General features: G+C 57.8%; 14 protein-coding genes. 5 read left to right on the forward strand and 9 right to left on the reverse strand.

Annotated features, from left to right (window positions below):
* Nucleotides 1-247, forward strand: a 247-nt coding sequence (locus tag K8V32_RS04135) for a sensor histidine kinase (protein WP_369681038.1), incomplete at its 5' end; no start/stop codon positions are given.
* Nucleotides 234-857, forward strand: a complete 624-nt coding sequence (locus tag K8V32_RS04140; protein WP_303903314.1) for a response regulator — start codon at nucleotides 234-236, stop codon at nucleotides 855-857. The genes K8V32_RS04135 and K8V32_RS04140, both read left to right, overlap by 14 nt.
* 23 nt (nucleotides 858-880) lie before the next feature.
* Here K8V32_RS04140 and K8V32_RS04145 read toward each other — a convergent pair whose 3' ends face one another.
* The 4 genes from K8V32_RS04145 to K8V32_RS04160 form a co-directional block, all read right to left on the reverse strand.
* Complete coding sequence (locus K8V32_RS04145) at nucleotides 881-1,540, reverse strand: GNAT family N-acetyltransferase (RefSeq protein WP_303903317.1); 660 nt, start codon at nucleotides 1,538-1,540, stop codon at nucleotides 881-883.
* A gap of 83 nt (nucleotides 1,541-1,623) precedes the next feature.
* Entirely contained in the window at nucleotides 1,624-2,256 is a 633-nt protein-coding gene (locus tag K8V32_RS04150; protein ID WP_303903320.1) for an RES family NAD+ phosphorylase, read from the reverse strand.
* Nucleotides 2,250-2,780, reverse strand: a complete 531-nt coding sequence (locus K8V32_RS04155) for a hypothetical protein (protein ID WP_303903324.1) — start codon at nucleotides 2,778-2,780, stop codon at nucleotides 2,250-2,252. The genes K8V32_RS04150 and K8V32_RS04155 overlap by 7 nt, the downstream gene beginning before the upstream one ends.
* 193 nt (nucleotides 2,781-2,973) lie before the next feature.
* Nucleotides 2,974-4,629: a thiamine pyrophosphate-dependent enzyme gene (locus K8V32_RS04160; RefSeq protein ID WP_303903327.1), complete on the reverse strand. Its 1,656-nt coding sequence runs from the start codon at nucleotides 4,627-4,629 to the stop codon at nucleotides 2,974-2,976.
* 189 nt (nucleotides 4,630-4,818) lie between these two features.
* On the opposite strand from K8V32_RS04160, the gene K8V32_RS04165 reads away from it, so the two are divergent.
* On the forward strand, nucleotides 4,819-5,490 hold the full coding sequence (locus tag K8V32_RS04165) for an NAD(P)H-binding protein (RefSeq protein WP_303903330.1): 672 nt from the start codon (nucleotides 4,819-4,821) through the stop codon (nucleotides 5,488-5,490).
* A gap of 2 nt (nucleotides 5,491-5,492) precedes the next feature.
* Here the strand turns inward: K8V32_RS04165 and K8V32_RS04170 are convergent, their stop codons facing one another.
* Both K8V32_RS04170 and K8V32_RS04175 read right to left on the reverse strand, forming a co-directional pair.
* A complete protein-coding gene (locus tag K8V32_RS04170; protein ID WP_303903333.1) occupies nucleotides 5,493-6,275 on the reverse strand; it encodes an LPXTG cell wall anchor domain-containing protein in 783 nt (260 codons plus the stop codon).
* Nucleotides 6,275-12,169 carry a metallophosphoesterase gene (locus K8V32_RS04175; RefSeq protein WP_303903336.1) on the reverse strand — a complete coding sequence of 1,965 codons (5,895 nt, stop codon included), beginning with the start codon at nucleotides 12,167-12,169 and terminating at the stop codon, nucleotides 6,275-6,277. Before K8V32_RS04175 ends, K8V32_RS04170 begins: the two co-directional genes overlap by 1 nt.
* A gap of 680 nt (nucleotides 12,170-12,849) precedes the next feature.
* On the opposite strand from K8V32_RS04175, the gene K8V32_RS04180 reads away from it, so the two are divergent.
* Both K8V32_RS04180 and ribA read left to right on the forward strand, forming a co-directional pair.
* Nucleotides 12,850-13,923 (forward strand): 2,3-butanediol dehydrogenase, encoded by a 1,074-nt coding sequence (locus K8V32_RS04180; RefSeq protein WP_303903353.1) that lies wholly within the window; start codon nucleotides 12,850-12,852, stop codon nucleotides 13,921-13,923.
* Between the two features lie 131 nt (nucleotides 13,924-14,054).
* Nucleotides 14,055-15,440, forward strand: a complete 1,386-nt coding sequence (ribA, locus tag K8V32_RS04185) for a GTP cyclohydrolase II RibA (RefSeq protein WP_303903340.1) — start codon at nucleotides 14,055-14,057, stop codon at nucleotides 15,438-15,440.
* Here ribA and K8V32_RS04190 read toward each other — a convergent pair.
* From K8V32_RS04190 to K8V32_RS04200, 3 genes are all read right to left on the reverse strand, one after another.
* A complete protein-coding gene (locus K8V32_RS04190) occupies nucleotides 15,429-16,406 on the reverse strand; it encodes a glycosyltransferase family 4 protein (RefSeq protein WP_303903343.1) in 978 nt (325 codons plus the stop codon). The genes ribA and K8V32_RS04190 overlap by 12 nt on opposite strands.
* The gene (locus K8V32_RS04195) at nucleotides 16,406-16,789 is read right to left on the reverse strand and encodes a 6-pyruvoyl trahydropterin synthase family protein (protein WP_303903346.1); all 384 of its coding nucleotides are present in this window, start codon (nucleotides 16,787-16,789) and stop codon (nucleotides 16,406-16,408) included. Before K8V32_RS04195 ends, K8V32_RS04190 begins: the two co-directional genes overlap by 1 nt.
* 19 nt (nucleotides 16,790-16,808) lie before the next feature.
* On the reverse strand, nucleotides 16,809-17,751 hold a 943-nt coding region (locus tag K8V32_RS04200), incomplete at its 5' end, for a zinc-dependent alcohol dehydrogenase (RefSeq protein ID WP_303903349.1).

Consider the following 17,751-nt stretch of genomic DNA (forward strand, 5'->3'; position numbering starts at 1 on the left):
GCACGCCGGTGCCACAGCGGTGCATCTGACACTGTCGTACCTCGGCGACACCGTCATGTTGGATGTCGCCGATAATGTGACCGGTTTTACGGCCGAACATATCGATCCCGGACATGGTCTGGGTATCATGCAGGAACGCGTTGAAGCATTGAACGGGGCCATCTACCTCGATACCAAACCCGGTGAAGGTACCACCCTGACGGTATCAATCCCCGGGATTCAGGAGTCCGACTATGGCCACCGTTGACACCATTCGTGTGCTGATTGTCGATGACCACCCCATCGTCCGGGATGGACTCCGCGGACAATTGGCTACGCAACCGGACCTCCAGGTTGTAGCCGAAGCCGCCAACGCGGAAGAGGCGCTGACTGTACTGCAGCATCACGCAGTGGACGTGCTGCTCACCGATTTGCGCATGCCGGGGCTGGGTGGTCACGAACTCATTCGCACAGTACGCGCAGAGTATCCCAAAATCCAGGTTCTGGTGTTAACTACCTACGACGGCGAAGATGATGTCCGTCCCGCACTGGATGCGGGGGCTCGGGGGTATCTGTTGAAGGATGCCAGACGTGAAGCATTATTTGCTGCGGTCCGTGCAGCGGCGGCGGGCCGCAGTAGCTTTGCGCCGTCCGTGCAGCGACTCCAAGCTCAGTCCCCGTCCAGGTCATTACTCAGCACTCGCGAAGTCGAGGTCCTAGATCTCATTGCTCACGGCTGCACGAACCGTCAGATCGCTTCGGCACTGTCCATCGGTGAAGCAACTGTCAAGACGCATGTGCGTCACCTGTGTGACAAACTCGAGGTCGCGGATCGGGCAGCCGCCGTGGCCGCCGGTTATCAGCGCGGACTGCTGTGACCGTGCTCAACACACCTGTGGGTTCATCCGAGCTCTGGCGCTGATTGGACCATGGTTTGTTGGTGCAGCCGCTTGCCGTTATACCGGACACCGGGCACCAGCGGCGACGGCCCATATGCAGTGAAACCCATGCGTTGGAAAAATCGGACGGCACCCGGATTCTCGACAAGCGTCTGGAGATAACAGCCCGGCGAACCGGCTTGGGTCCAACGATCGAACCAGGCTTCCATCAGGGCGGATCCGGCGCCGGTTCCTCGTGCCTCTGGGGCAACATTGATGTGCAGATGCGATGGCCAGCGCGGGTCATGAAAATCTTCTGTGGCGGGTTCTTTGCGAAGTTTGGTCCGCACCGTATCAGCGATGGCACGACCGAAAAACACCATACTTTGAGGTCGCAGGGCTAATCGATATTTTCGAATGGCAAACTCCATGCGGGCGCCTTCGGATGGGAACGTAGCACTGTCCAGGCACCCGGTGAGATATCCAACCAACGCGCCATCGGCTTCGGCAACAAATAAGGATTCTGGTTCAAGGTCCATATACGGATCCAAGTAGACACTCGCCTCGGCTTCTGGGTGTCCCCAGAAGGATCCTGGAGGGACCCCATCACCAGCCCTGGCGAAGAGCGTACGCAACTCGAATCGATCTGTTTCATCAAAGGGTCGAATCTTTGCTGTACTCACGGTTGTCTCCTGTGCTGCGGCAACGACTTGCCGGACATTGATAGATGGTTCTCATAAAGGCCAGCACTCCGCAGATCCGGTGGTTACCAGCGGACCCGGATGCCCAAGGGCAGACACATATCAGTAAGCCAGTTTCTGTCGGTCAGTCTGCTGAAGATCTTGGCCACGGAGGCGTCAGCGGCCAGAGCATCTGATGCAATGCGGTCCCCAAATAATGCAACCGCTACGGTGTCGTTGCAGCGATTACTCATCCACGCTACACCTTCAAACCCGGCACGATGTGCAGCTTCTGCCCACTGCACCGTCTGGGGATACGTACGCATGTCAGAAGATGTGAGTGCTTGATGTGTGGTACCAAGTGCTCGGAGTCCAGTGCCCATAAATTTTGCTAATTTCAGCTGCCTAGTTGTACGAAACGCCGCCATGACAGTCCGCATATAGTCTGATGGGATAAGTACCCCGCCAGTGGCTGGAATATCCCTCAACAGCGTCTCGCATATTGCGGCCTCAGCCGAGTAGGCTGCGTACAAGACCGGAACAATAGCTCCTGCATCATCCGTGAAGAACGCGAAACGGGTCGGTTCCCCGTAGCCTGGGTTAAAGTCGGTGACTTGTCGGCCACCGTCATCATGCAGGACCCGGTACAACAGCTGGTGCGCTTCGATTGTGAATGTCTCGGCGGTTCGCGGGCCGGTAGGCCACTGTGCTTCTACCACTGGGTACCAAAACGGCTTTGGAATACCGCCAGCACCTGTGCGACGTCGTCAATCACGTCAACGGGTCGGTTGCCATCCAGGCTCGGCGATTCCAGGAGAAACCATTGAGCTACGTCCTCATCTGACACGCCGAGTTCCGGGGCTACCCGGAGTACGGCCAGCACCGATTCATAGATCTTGCCGGATTCGGTGAATTGGAAACCCGGATAACGATAGGCGTTGCGCCGCGAAATACCCAAAATTTTTCTGGCTTTCCGCCGGTCATTGGCGAACCCTCCGGTGGTTTGTTTTGAACCTGAAATCTGCGCTACGGTTCGGCCATCAAGTAAGCCAAATTCGGCCTCCATATCGCGCCACGCATTTTCCGTGGCGACAATGCCAGCGGCCATTTGTGGTGAAATCGTGTGATCTAACGATTCCACTGCCTCGCCCAGCAAGTGTATTGAACGCGCCATGTGCTGGTATTCAACAGTCTCTTTGATCGCAAATCGCTCTACTTCAGAATCTGGCATAGGTGTCGACATACCCTCTCCTATTCCTTCAAATCCATTTTATAACGATGAACAAAGGAAATACAGGGTGCAACCTACTGTGCTTTGAGCGTCTCATATGTCTTGGACTGCACGGTTCGTTCAATTCCCCACGAAAAATGCGGGAGTCAGCTGATGCTGGCTCCCGCATTTTCTATGAGGCGGTGAACGCCGTCGTTGGATTTTTTTAATAGGCCTGTTTGCGCTGTTCGACGATCAGGTGGATCAGCGCGAATTTGCCGGTCTCAATGGCCTGGTAGGCGCTTTGGATTGCGGCTGGGATCTGCGAGTTCTCGGTGACGCGGACTCCGCAGCCACCGAAGGCATCGGCCATGGCGGCGAAGTCTGGGTTCTTCAGCTGAGTGCCGGAGACCCGACCCGGGTAATCGCGTTCCTGGTGGGTACGGATGGTGCCGTATTCCTGGTTGTCCATGACAATGACCAGCGGGGTGGCCCCGTACTGGGCGGCGGTGGCCAGTTCTTGACCGTTCATCAAAAATTCGCCGTCACCGGCAACCGTGACCACGATCTTGTCTGGGTTCTCCAGCGAGGCGGCAACCGCCGATGGGATGGAGTACCCCATGGAACCGTTGCGGGCGGAGATCAACGAACCATAGTGGTGGGTTGGGAAGTAGCGGTGCACCCAGTTGGTGTGCTCTCCGGCGCCGAAGGTGACCATGGCATCGTATGGCAGCGTTGGTACCAGGTGGGCCATCATGGCGTCCATTGAGGCGGGACCATCGTGGATGTCTTGGGTTGGTAGGGCGGCGAATTCTTCCTGCTGACGGCGCATCTTGGCCGTCCAGTTTGCCCATTCGGGTTTATTTGGCAGGTCCATGCGCACCAGGTCGCGTACGAAGCTTGCTGGTTTGGCCACGATCTGGTGGGAGACCGGGCCTGAACGGCCCCGCAGGGCTGGGTCAATGGTGACCAGGAAGTTCTTTTTGTCCCAGTTCTGCCGAATGGTGAACCCGTCGGTCACGGTGTCGCCTGGCACGGTGCCCACAAACACGATGAGGTCGGTTTCTTCTAGCAAGTCATAGGTCGGTTTTGGTCGGCCATAGCCCATCGGCCCAACGTAGGACGGCGAGTCGAAGGGGATGGTGCCCTGGGTTCGCCATTCAACGGCACCGGCGATCTGGTGGTCTTCCAGCCAGCTGCTTAGCTGTTTGGAGGCTTCTTCGGTCCAGTCGTTGCCACCGGTAATGAATAGTGGTTTATCGGAGTCCAGCAGCGCGTCGTAGAGCTCTTTCCAGTCGTCAACGGTCATGCCGCCACCGGCAACCGGGATCTGCGGGTGCAGTCGAGCATCAATTTCTTCTTTAATAATGTCTTCTGGCAGACCTACGACGACGGGGCCTGGACGACCGGAGGAGGCAGCGAACATGGCTTCGGCCACGATTTCGGAGGCGCGGTCTGGGTGGTCCAAGACCATAACGCGTTTGGTACCGGTACCAAACCAGGCGTGTGGGTCGAATTCCTGGAAGGCTTCTTTTTCGCGGTGTTCGAATGGGATCAGGCCAACGAACAGCACCATTGCTGTGGAGTCCTGCCATGCGGTGTGCAGCGCGACGTGGGCGTTGGCGGCGCCCGGACCACGGGTTACCATGGCAACGCCTGGGGTCTGGTTGAGTTTGCCGTCGGCTTCAGCCATGTAGGTGGCGCCACCTTCGTGACGGCACACGATATTTTGAATCGGGGAGTCAGCCAGCCCATCAAGAACATCGAGATAGGATTCGCCGGGTACCGAGTAGACGCGTTCTACTCCGTGCGCTACGAGGGTGTCGACAATGACGTGACCGGCGGTTTTGCGTTGACCGTTACTATTAAAAGGGTATGCCATGTATGGAAAGCTCCTTGACTGAATTTCTTTGCGTTCAGCCCAGTCGCCATTGACCAAGGGCAAGCGCTAACCTCTACAAAATACCAGCGATATAGGGAATAGTGGAATTTCAGACGTTTGTTTCCTGTCACAAATACGCCGCAACGAACATCCAGCACAATCGATCCCGTTCCAGGAGGAGATTCACGTATGTCCAAAGTTATGATCATTGGCGGTCACGGCAAAGTTGCTCAACTCGCAACACCCTTATTGGTGCAAGCCGGCCACACCGTGACTTCAATTATTCGTAATCCTGATCAAGAAGAGACTATCCGCACCCTGGGTGCTACCCCATTAGTGTTCGATCTTGAATCCGCGACCCGCGAAGATTTTGCCGAGGTGTTCCGCGGCCAAGATGCGATCATTTGGACCGCCGGTGCCGGTGGGGGCAACCCTGACCGGACCTATGCGGTTGATCGTGATGCCGCGATTGCCTCGATTGATGCAGCACAGCAGGTCGGTGCCAACCGTTACATCATGGTGTCGTATCTTGGCTCTTCGCTGGATCACGGAGTACCAGACGATAGTTCGTTTTATCCTTATGCACAGTCCAAGGCCATTGCTGATGATCACCTGATGCAATCGGAATTGGACTGGACGATTCTTGGCCCCGGCACCCTCACCCTGGATGACCCATCTGACAAGATCCGCCGGGTAGGGCGAATGGCTTCCGACACTCTGGCCGAGGGCCAAGCCCGTGACACTTCACGCGCCAATGTCGCCCAAGCGATTCTCTCAGCTCTGACCTCGCAGAAGAGCATCCGCACCGTGGTGGACTTTGTTGATGGGGATACTCCGATTAATCACGTTTTCGGTCTCTGAACTTATGCTTCTTCTTCCGCCATGCGACGGCGTCGCGTGACAAAGACCGCACCCAGTCCAATTGCAACCAGTCCTGCGATAATAGCCACGGCGATGTTGGCGCCGGTACTTGCTAAGAAGCCACCAGAATCCTGATCTTCACCGGTTTGCTGGGCATCATCACCGCTCGAGCTATCGGTTCCGGGCGCGCCCTTCGTGTCGTCATCGGTTCCGGAATCGGCATCAGAATCACCGGGAGTTTGAGTGTTTCCCGGCGATTCCTCGCCACCTGGCGTCTGGCCGTCATCCGGGTGGGTGGGGCCACCGTCGTCGGGCTCATCCGTCGCGTCGTCATCCGGTGCATCGGTTGCCCCATCACCAGGATCTTCTGTGCCGTCCTCGCCGTCGGAGCCTGCGTCGTCCTCATCGGTGCCAACCAACGATGCGAGGTAACGCTGGGTGTCGGCGGAGGTGTTCAGCGCGATGTCGTAATCTTCCAGTGTTTCGGTGGGCAACTGGACGCTGAAGTCGATCGCACCGGTTTCATCCAGAACATACTGTTCGATGAACACGATGTCACCGGTGGACGGATTGTCGGGATCGGCTCCGTCGTCGAGAATGAGCACGCTGAGCTGCTCACCGGCTAACGCATCTGCTGAGGTCACGCTAATATCCGCGGTGGCGGCCTCCCCGGGGGTTGCCTCATGAGTAAGCGCCGGAGTCTCGGTGGTGGCCGCCGCGGTGCCGACGCCGATAAAACCAAGGGCAACAGTTAGACATGAGGCTGTGATGTAACGGATGTTCATTATGCGTTCTCCTCCGGTGCGTTGATGAGCATCGGGCGTTGCGTCTCGGCGTTCCAAGTCCAGACGGTGTCGAAGTCCCAGCCCAGCTGTTCGATGAAGGTTTGTGCGGTGGTGGCTTCGTCCGCGGTCAGGGTTGCCCCGCGCTGGGTGTTGGGACCTTCCTCGGTGACGGATTCGCCTTCTACCTGTAGGGTTTCGATCGCGTAGTTATTGACCATGGTTGCGGTATCGCCGTTGAGCACCCTGCCGACGACGCGGCTGGCCTGCGATTCGGCGATGACCGAGGGGTTCAATGCAATGCTGTTTTGCACGGTTGTGGTGGTGTAGGCGTACCCGGTAATACCACCGGCGTTGGGTTGGCCCACGGTTTCTACCGCACCAGCAGCATAGACACGGTCGGTGGTTGACCCGCGGCCGGTGATACCAATGACGCCGCCGGCCTGGCGGTGACCATCTGCGGTCACATCGGCTGTGGAGTAGGTATCGGTTACGGTCGCATAAGAGTATCCGACGACACCGCCGACGGTGGCGTGGCCGGTGATCCCCCCGGAGGTCCACACCTCGGTGACCTCGCCCTGGTTCACATCGACCAACAGGCCCACGTTCTCATTGGTGGTGGTCACGCTGGCTTCTGCCAGGCCGAGGTTACGGATGGTGCCATTATTCTGTTTGAACAGGCCACCTTGCGTTGAGTTGTAGCCGGTGATGCTGTGGCCGGCGCCGTCAAAGGTTCCGTAGAAGCCATCCGGGGCCAGCTGAGCCTGCTCTGTGCCGGTCAGATCTAGGGAGGCGGCCAGGCGGAAGTCCTCTTGGGGTTGAGCGGTGACTTCTGCTAGTTCTGAGGCTTGTGTGATCAGCAGGTAGCCGTCGTCATCACGTTCCAGGGCTTCCTCTGGTTGTTGTTCCTCGGCGTCTTCATCATCCGGGTTTTCCGGTTGCTCTTCGTCAACCGGTGGAACCGGATCGCCGGTGTAGTCCTCCGGAATTGTCTGCAGCACTGGGCGTGCGGCGTCGTCATGCCACTGCCAGACCGAGTCCAGATCCCAGCCGAGGGTGTCGGTGTAGAAGCTGGCGTCACGAACTTGCGCGGTGGTTGCGGTGGCACCCATCCAGGTGGTGTGGCCGTCTGGACCGTCGAAGTTGGTGGTTTCAGCGTCCACAGCGTCCGCGGCCCACAGGTTGTTCAGGGTCGCCGTGTGGCCTGACAGCACACGGCCCAACACCCGGTGCGCATAGTCTGGTGCGTGCACGGTGGGGTTCAGTGCCAGCACATTGCTGATCTCGGTGCCGGTGTAGCCGTAGCCGATGACGCCGCCGATATTGCGGGTCTGCGCAGACACCGCACCGGTTGCATACAGGTTCTCACTGACCGATCCGGCCAGGGCCACACCGATCACGCCACCGGCTTCAGTCGAGCGCGAGTGCACATCGGCCGTCGAGTAGGCGTCGCGCAGCTGCCCACTGGAGTCGCCCACGACACCACCCACGCGGCTGTCACCGGACACGGAACCGGTTGTGTACACGGTGTGTATCTCACCGTTATTGACGCTGGCAATAATACCCACGCGGCCGCCGGCCAAATCAACGTCGGCGTTGACCACCGCCAAGTCGTAGATGGCACCGTTGTTGATATTGAATAGCCCGCCGGTGGTCGAGGTGAGCCCGGTGATGGTGTGGCCGTTGCCATCGAATTCACCGGTGAATGGTCGCAGCCCGCCCAGCGGCTCCCAGGTGTCCACACCTGAGAGGTCCAGATCGGCGGTCAGTATAAAGTTCTCGCCCGGGTATGTGCTGATTTGTTGGAGTTCTTCTACGGTGTCGACTTCATAGAAACCCTCGGCGTTGGGTTCACCGGCAGGTTGCGGTGCAATGTAGTCTTCGGGATTGGCCTGCAGGACGGGGCGCTGCGCGTCGTCATCCCACTGCCAGTCCTGGTCGAAATCCCAGCCAAGATCCTGGGTGTAGAGCTCCGGAGTCTGAGTTTCTGCTTCCGGAACTACCCGACCCTTCCAGTTATCCTCGGCAGGATCCTCATCGAGGGACTCGACGCTAATATAGCTGGTATCCGAGGCCAACAGTCCGCTCAGGGTAGCGGTCTGGCCACTGAGCACCCGCCCTACCACAGCGTGAGCGTAGGACGGCGCGGTCACGGACTCGTTCAACGAGATTGCATCGTGCACTTCGGTGCCGCTGTAGCCATATCCGACAACACCACCAACGTTGCGGGTATCAGAGGTGACATTACCGGTTGAATACACCCGCTGGGTTTCAGACCCGGCCATTGCTACGGCGACGACGCCCCCTGCTTCCGTTGAGCGCGAGCGCACATCGGCTGTCGAGTAGGTGTCGGTCACGGTACCGGTGGAATCTCCGACCACACCGCCGACGCGGGACCGGCCCACAATCGATCCGGAGGTCCAAGAGTTTTCCACGGTTCCGGCGTTGAAGTCGACCAGCAGACCGATGGTGCCCTGTGTGCTATCGATATCGGCATCTTCAACGGCGAGGTTGCGAATTGTGCCCTCGTTGACGGCAAAGACCCCGGCCCCACCGCTTTCAGTTGGGACATATCCGGTAATCGAATGGCCTTGACCGTCAAACACCCCGGTAAAGGGCGTGGTACCGGCACCAATCTGGGCGCGCGGTGTGCCATCGAGTTCTAGGTCATTGACTAACACGTAGTGACCATCGGGGTTCCAGCGGATGTTTTCCATATCCTGCCAGGTGCGGATCTCAAACGGATCTTCGGCAGTACCGTCGCCCAGCATGCCCGGACGCAGTTCAATTGCCTCTTGCAGTGGCACGCCTGAGCCGAGTGCGTCCCAGACAAAGAGTTTCGCGGTGACCTGTGTTGGTAACTCGAGTGGTTCGTCGAAGGCAACGTATTGTTCGGTGCCGCGGTGGTCCAGGTCGACTTCTTCAACCCGCAGATCAAGAAGTTCCTGCTCATCGTAGTCGTAGGCGGCAACTGACACCGTCACCGATTCGCGAGCGCCCGGGTAACTGAGCAGCCCAATGCCTTCCAGCTGTTGGTTATCGACCGTAGCCGAAGACAGTTTCCAGGTGCCTTCGGGCTGCTGGGTCACAAATTCGTCAACGATTTCACCGTCAATCGAATAGGTGGTCATCGCAAGTCCAGCATCGGTGACTTCCAGTGCGGCCGAGACCTGCAGGTTGTTATCGTAGACGACGTCGTCCCACCAGAATTCCTGGTTTTCATAGAATTTTGGACCCGAGGACCCCATGGTCACATAGGTCGTGCCTGCGGCATGTTCTTCAGCGGTCTCGGCAAGCGCCTCACCGTCAATCACGGTTGCACGTTTATACACGTGGTCGTGTCCGCCGATGTACAGGTTGACGCCCAACTGATCCAGGGTTTCGGTGACCAGGGCGCGGTCGGTTGCCATGCCGGCGTCGTCGGCGTGACTGCCACCGTAGTAGGAGAAGTGTCCGGTCACCACCTTCCACGGCTTATCGGTGGCGCGCATGTCATCGATCAACCAGTCCAGCTGGGTTTGTAGATCGTAGTTGGAGTTCAATACGGAAACGTGCATGTCACCGTTGTCGAAAGAGTAGTTCGATTCGCCGATCTCGCTACCGTTCTTCGGGTGGTTGAACATACCACGGAAGATCGCGTTGCGTTCCGGTGAGACGGCGTTGAATTCTTTATCCCCGTAGGTCTCGTGGTTGCCAACCATGGTGGCCAGGCGCAGATCGAGGTCTTCTAATACCCAGTCAAATAGTTGTTCCCAGTACTGACCCCGGCCAGCATTATCAACGAAATCCCCGACTTGCAGCACCGTGTGGCCGCCTGGTTTTTCATCGCGGACGACGTCGAGGGCTTCGGTAAATAGCTCGTGTTCGGCCTGGTCGCCGGAACTCACCTGCAGATCGCCCATTACATACAGTGGCGCGTTCGAGTCGCCACCGGCAATGAATTCGCCTTGGACGTCGGTCCACTCACCGTCTGGGCTGACGCCGAAGCGGTATTGGTAGCGCTGGTGTTCTTCGAGTCCTTCGAAGTTGAACTCATGCGAGCGTAAGGGTTGCCCAGTAATCGAGTCCTGGTAGTTCTCTGCCTGGGTACCGATCGTGTCGACTTCAAAAACCTGTTCGGCATCCGATTTCACGGTAATAGCTTCGGACCAGTCCGAGCTATCGGCAGGTAGAACTTGTGCCCAGGTTTCAGTGATCTCAAGATCGGTGTTGACCGACAGACCGGTCTGATCGCCGGTTTCACCCACCGTTGCGGTCGAGCCGAAGTATTGGAAGACACCCTCGGGATCCAACTCATCCTGGCTGATCTGAATACGTTTGATGTCGGCTGCAGTATTGCCCTGCTCATCGGTTGCATGCGTGACGACGAAGTGGTCGGAGTAACCATCGACGGCAAATCCTCCATTGGAGAGCTCAACTTCACCGGCGGCGTTATAAACCGTGGTCTCAATGGTCGGTTCTGCACCCGAATCATCGGTTGCGGTAGCCGCTGGCAGCTGGATGTGTTGCCCGTGTGCAGCCGTCTCAACGGTGGAAGCGACCTCAAGTTCTGGTGCATAGTCGGCTCCCCTTGTGGTGTCACCAACCCACACCGGAGCCGAGATGATTTCATCGCCGTCGGTCTGCGTGGCTTTGAGCCAGTAGTAGTCGCCGTCTTCGACATCCAGGGTCGCGTTCAGAATGATCTCATTGCCTGCGCCTGGTTCGAATTCATAGGAGATATCCCCGCCATTGGTGTATAACACCGCCGAGGCAAAGGACTCATCGGCACCGGCATCGGCCAGTTCGATATCGAATTCTAGCTGGCCGGTGTCTGCCGGCAAGATGGCGCCCATGTGTTCGCCGTTAACGCTCATTTGCAGGGTCGCATCAACATCGAAGGTTGTGTACATGCTGCGGTCACGCATCGCCTGATACAGGCTATCCAGGGTGTGTTCTTCAGCCCAGACACCGGTGTGTGCCGGGTTGCCCGTCACCCAGGTCTCACTGTGTTCATCGCCGGACCAAACTGGGGCGAGGTGCCAACCGGCGTCGAGGGCTGTGACAAACGTGTCGTGGTAGTTCGGAGATTTGTATTCAAACAGTGGAATCTGCTCGTCTGCGGCGCGGGTCAGGTGGCTAAAACCGAAGTGGCCGTGGCCTGATGCCGGGTGATTAAACTGGCCAATCGCATCTGGATCCATCGTCAGGCGAGCCATCACGGTGGGCACGTCCCACATCAAGTGTCCGGTCCCCCAGTCGCCGCCGCCTTCAGATTGAGCGGTCAGAAACCAGTCGGTGTTGAAAATGTTCATGTGGCCGCTGGAGTTATACCAGGTGACTTCTTCGCCGATGAGTGCTTTGAGGTGATCGCTTTGTTCATTGAATTTATCTGCGGTTTCGTGACTGTATTTCCACTCTTCGGAGTGTGAATCATAGCGGTCGTCAGCAAATGCATCGGCGTTGCGCAGGTCGAAGACCACGTCGTGGTCGGTGACGCCGAAGAAGTCGACGTTGGCGTTTTCGGCAACGTGCTCCATCGCATCGATCGGCATTTGTACGCCGTCACTGATGGCCGTGTGGGAGTGAATTTCAGCCCGGAAGTGTTGCTTGCCTAAATGTTGACGACGATCGGCTTGCTCTTCAGCCACCGTGATCTGCGGTTGGACGTCTGCCGGATCAATATTTTCATCGTCATGACTATGGTCGTGTTCCCCCGCAGTGAGCCCCTCATCGAGTGGATTGGATGGTGGATCTTCCGGTGGTGCGGTATCTTCGTAAACCGCTGCGGCTGGAGAGCCCCAGAAGTTGTCGGCCCAGGAGGGCAGGATGAGTAGACCTGCGGTCAAAGCCGTCCCGGTCAGCACGGCGGCTGAACGACAACTCACTTTCTTCCAGAAACAACGTTGAGACGTCACAAACACTCCTCTTGATTTGGCAGCCCTTCGACTGTAAGAGCGTTATATGACGGCACAGAAAGACCTACATGAACTTTCAACAAATCCTGAGAGAACGCTGAGAATACTCGGCGACGCGTTACATTCTCAGTCTGACGTGCTGCTATGCGGTGATGTTATGCAGTGACGACAGTTTTTGCATCCTCGGAGAAGATCGGTCGAGTAGGGCGAATAGCTTTCGACACTCTGGCCAAAGGCCAGGACCGTGACACTTCACGCGCCAATATCGATCACTGCAGCGGTGCGAGATGCCGAGATCACATGAAGGTCCGCGGCAAAGGCGGTGGCGAGTTAGGCCGCTTTTCAGTGGCACCCGGTGCGGTGTTCGTGTTGTCAACTCTGACAAATATGTTCCCAACCGTGTTTTGCTTCTCACTGGGTGCGTTCTGTTCCAGGCTTTCTGGTATTCCTTCAGGATTACCAGCCGCAATAGGCACTTTCTGCTGTCATCAGCCACAGCACACACCAACGCATTGAGGTGACGCCGGTGCCACGAATCGATGTGCCTTGGCAAGCACGCGATGAGCTGAACGGTGGGTGAAGTTTCTCACGGTCTATTCTCTTTTACTGTGCGGCTTGAGACGATGAAAGGACTAGGAGATCTAGTGCTGTCGACCAGTTCAAGGAGAGTCACAATGACAATGCGAGCAGCTCGTTTCTACGACCGAAAAGATATCCGAATCGAAGATGTTGATCGCCCAACAGCTGGTCCGAATGAGGTACTCATTGATATCGCCTGGTGCGGTATTTGTGGCACCGATCTTCATGAGTACTTAGATGGCCCGATCTTTATCCCGCCCAAAGGACACCCGCATCCGGTATCGGGGGAAGAGGCTCCGGTTACGTTAGGTCACGAGTTCTCGGGCACGGTCGCCGAGCTCGGTGAAGGTGTGGATGACCTTGAAGTGGGTCAGCACGTCGTCGTTGAACCCTACATTATTCACGAAGAATATTGGGGTACCGAAAATTACCATCTGACACCGGACCAGAACTTCATCGGCCTGGCCGGCGGCGGTGGCGGGTTGGCAGAACAAATTGCCGTCAATCGCCATTGGGTGCATCCGATCCCCGATAATGTCGCCCTGGATGAGGCAGCCTTGGTAGAACCATTGGCTGTGGCCTATCACGCGTTTCAACGGTCAGGAGCGCAGGCAGGCGATACCGCGCTGATCGGTGGTGCAGGTCCGATTGGGTTGCTGACCGCTGCGGTTGCGAAAGCCCACGGCGTGACGACTATTATCTCGGAACTTTCGCAAAAACGTATCGACACGGCAAATGAGACCGGGGTCGCTGATCATGTGGTCAATCCTGCCGAGCGAGATGTGGTCGAAGAGGTCATGAAGCTTACCGATAATAAGGGTGCCGATGTCGGTTTCGAAGCGGCTGCTGTTGACGTTGTCCTCAATACGTTATTTAGCGCGGTGAAGAAGGCCGGGGTGATCGTCAATGAATCGATCTGGGGTCACACTCCGAAGACCAAGCTGGTGGATCTGGTAACCAAAGAACAAGATTTACGCGGCACGATCGGTTACTACAACAGCCACAAGCCATCCATTGAGCTGGTCAGTTCGGGGAAGGTTGACCTGAAACCATTTATCAGCCATAAGATCGCACTGGACGATCTGATTGACAAGGGCTTCGATACCCTGATCAATCACAATGATACTGCAGTGAAAATCCTCGTTTCTCCGACTGGCAAAGGGCTTAACGAGTAGTACCTTAAGGCTCTAGGAATCACATATTGCTCACGTGGCGGCCGGGTTTTCGACGACATTTATTGCTTGTCGAAGACCCGGCCGTTGCTTGTCCATAGCCACTTCACAGATAAAGTTCCTACACTTGAGCCATGGATGAACAGCACAGCAGACCTTTGAATACTGCACTCGTTGCCGGGCCACCAAGTGCTCTTCCCACCGACTATGGGACGTTCACGTTGCGCTCCTACACGTTCAACGGGATCACCCATGTGGCGATGACGCTCGGAGAGCCCGCCGATTCCGAGGCACCATTGGTGCGGATGCACAGTGAATGTTTGACCGGTGATGTGCTGGGGTCGCATCGCTGTGATTGCGGAGACCAGCTGACCGCCTCGCTGGAGGCAATTTCCAGTGCTGGCACTGGCATCCTGTTATATTTGCGTGGCCAAGAGGGCCGCGGCATTGGGCTAGAGAATAAGCTTCGCGCCTATGCTCTGCAAGATACGCAGGGCTTGGATACTGTCGAGGCGAATCTAGCACTCGGGCTACCCGAGGATGCCCGCGACTATCAGGCCGCAGCGCACATGCTCACCCATTTGGGGTGTAATCGCATCCGATTATTGTCGTCGAATCCGGCGAAATCCGATGCTTTGAACCAGCTTGGCATTGAGGTTGTTGGACGGTTAAATCTGCAGCTACCAGACCGTCCAGAAAATAGTGCGTATCTGCAAAGTAAGCGTTCGCGGATGAACCACGATGTGCCCAATGGGCATCCTGATGTGGAGCATTCCACGGGACTTGATGTGTACCGAACGATCGCCACCAATGACGAGGTCTTGGCTCAGCTTGCGCAAAGCGAAGACGGATTCATCGCCACCCGCTCCGGTGATGCCATGTTCGTTTCCGGAACCTTAGATCGCCGTCATTTGCACTGCATTCGTGCAGCGGTCGGCGCGGTCATGGTTGGTGCGGGCACGGTGGTCGCCGATAATCCGCAACTGACGGTGCGCGCCGTTGAGGGCGAGAACCCGGTGCGCGTGATTTTGGATCCGCGAGCGCGGATTCCTCGGGACTCCACGGTACTGCAATCCGGGGATGCACCCACCATGTGGCTGATTGGCGCTGATACCCAAGTGGAAGGTCCGCTGGCAGGACATGTGCAGATCGTGCGCTTGCCCAGCACTTCGGGACAGCGGGTGGATCCGCACCAGGTGATCGCCGTGATTCGTGAACACGTTCAGGGCTCCATCTTGGTTGAAGGCGGTGGCCAGACGGTCTCGGAATTCCTTTCCGCCGGTGCGCTGGATCGTCTCTTCCTCACCACGGCTCCGGTACTGATCGGTGATGGCGTACCGGGTATCCGGTTTGCAGGATCCGACAAAATGTCGAAGGCATTGCGCTACCCATTTCGGCGTTACGTATTCGGTCAGGATGTTTGCACCGAATACGTGCTCAGTGCTGCTGCACGCAAACACTCGGCACAAACCCCAGCCCAGCTACGTGAGGTTCAAGAACAAGAGCCGTCAATCGGCTGACACGGCACGCAACACTTCCAAAATCGTGTTGGCTGTTGCGAGCCAACCATATGACAGGTGTTGTCTTGCGGTGCGCGCCAGCGTTTGGAGACGACGTCGATACTGCACATCAGTGAGCCACTGTTCCAGTGCGTCAGCCCAGAGCTCCGCATCCAGTGGCAGGGCTTGCCCTGCGCCGAGTGCTTCTTGCGAACCGGTCCCTGCGGTGACAAAGGCGGGGATGCCTGCTGCTGTTGCTTCGCGCACGACCAGTCCAAAGGTTTCGGCACGGGAGGGGAACACCAGCAGATCGGCTTGGTGATACAGTGCAGCCAGTTGCGTTTCGCCCAGTCCCCCGGTAACCGTCGTGGTATCTTCTGGCAGACGAGCCAGGGTCGTGCCCAGCTGGTGTGCGTACTCGGCATCATGTAGCGGTCCGGCAAAGGTGCAATGCCAGTTGGAGACGCCGCGTGTGGCCAATAATTCTAAGACCTCGGCAATAAAAACCTGGTTCTTATTCGGCTCCAGGGCTCCCACACTGATGAGGTTTCCGCCGTTGCCACCTGCGGCCAGGGGACGTTTTTCAACCCCGGGTGGTGCCACGATTGCTCGCACACCGTACCGGTTCAACAGCTGATTTGCGGCAAAATGACTGGTAACAACCACTGCATCAGCGGCTTGTAAACATGTTCGCTCGCGTCGTGTGGCCTCCGGTGTCTGAGCCAATGCATGGACTAACTGAAGAATTGGCACCTTGGCCCGCACCGGGGTGGGCAGCGAGCAACCAATGAGCCCATCCAGTACCACGGGCCCATCAACAGAATCAATCAGGTACACCAGGTCGACAATATTTTGGTCACTGGGTTCGGGCCATCCCCCGGCAAGGCTGTGGCGGACCAACTGGCCCTCGGCGGCAGCAACAACGGCCCAGTTATAGCGCAGTCCCCCGCTGATGCGACCCAACTCGGGTTCGATCAGATGGAACATTAGCCCCGCTTGGCAACCGTGTAGCTCACGCGAGCTCGCGGGTTTTCGTGCAGTGTGACACTTATGCCAATATCGGGCTGTTCGGCCAGGCTTGCTGCCAGGGCGTCCCCAATGTACTGGGCAATGACTTCGGTGGTGGAGAGTCGACCGGCAAAATCTGGATGCGAATCCAGATCCGCATAACGCAGTGGCGCCAGTGCGTCGTCGAGCAGCTGGGTGGCGTGTCCAATGTCGAGCACGACGGAATGTTCATCGAGTGCAGCCCGGGTGAAGGTTGCTTCAACGGTTAGGGTTGCCCCGTGCAGTTGCTGGGCGGGGCCGAAGAATTCATTGGGCAGGCTGTGGGCGATCATCACGTAGTCGTTGACGGTCAAACTAAACATCCGTGGTCCTTCCTAGGATTTATGGGTATTCAAAGACGTGGCACAGGGTCGCGTCGGCGAAGTGACCGGGGGTGGTGGCCTGGTCCATGATCTGTGGCAGTTGGGTCCAGTGGGATACTCCGGTGATCAGGTCATCGAAGCGGTCGTCTCGCAGCGCGGCCAGGCCGGTGGCTTGGCGTTGTGCGGTGGTGCGACGGTGGCGGTGGCCGGGCGGTACTTGGCCCACCTGGCTTGCAATAATGCTCAGGCGCCGGGCGTGGAAGTCAGCACCCAGTGGGACGGCGGGCGCGTTGTCGCCATACCAGGAGGCTTCAATGATCACGCCGTCGTCGCCGGCAATTTCTAGCGCCCGGGCAAGTCCGGCCTGATGTCCAGAGGCGTGGATGACAATGTCGCAGTCGGTTGCCGCCTCTTGGGGTGTCACCGCGGTGATGCCCCAGTCGGTGACTAGTTGGCGTCGGGCCGGGTTGACGTCCACAACCTCGAGTCGCTCCAACGGCATCCGGTGTGCCAGCAGTGCGGTGGTCGCGCCGATCATGCCGGCACCAATGATGGTCACCCGGTCGCCAAAACGCGGCGGGTACTGCCAGAGAACATTGATCCCGGTTTCGGCGGCTCCGGTGAGCAGTGCGCGATGATCCGAGAGGTCATCGGGGATCGGCAGGACGTCGTCGGGGGTAACCAGGTGGTGGCTGTGGTGTGGCAGCAGGCCGAAGACGCGTTGGCCTAACCATTGGTCGGGGCCCTGGTCGATGACGCCAACGGCAAGATAACCGTATGAGACCGGATAGGAGAAGTCCCCAATTTGTGCCGGAGCGCGCATGTGCTCGGCGATGCGGGCTGGCACTTGCCCATTGTGAACGAGGGTTTCGGTGCCTTTTGAGATCGCTGTTGCCGTGGTTCGGATGCGCAATGGATGCGATGCATCGACGTTTGGGGTGGGGACTTCGCGCCAACTACTG

Origin of the sequence: Enteractinococcus helveticum, assembly GCF_020742345.1 — a bacterium.
In the GTDB taxonomy this organism is placed as follows: domain Bacteria; phylum Actinomycetota; class Actinomycetes; order Actinomycetales; family Micrococcaceae; genus Yaniella; species Yaniella helvetica_A.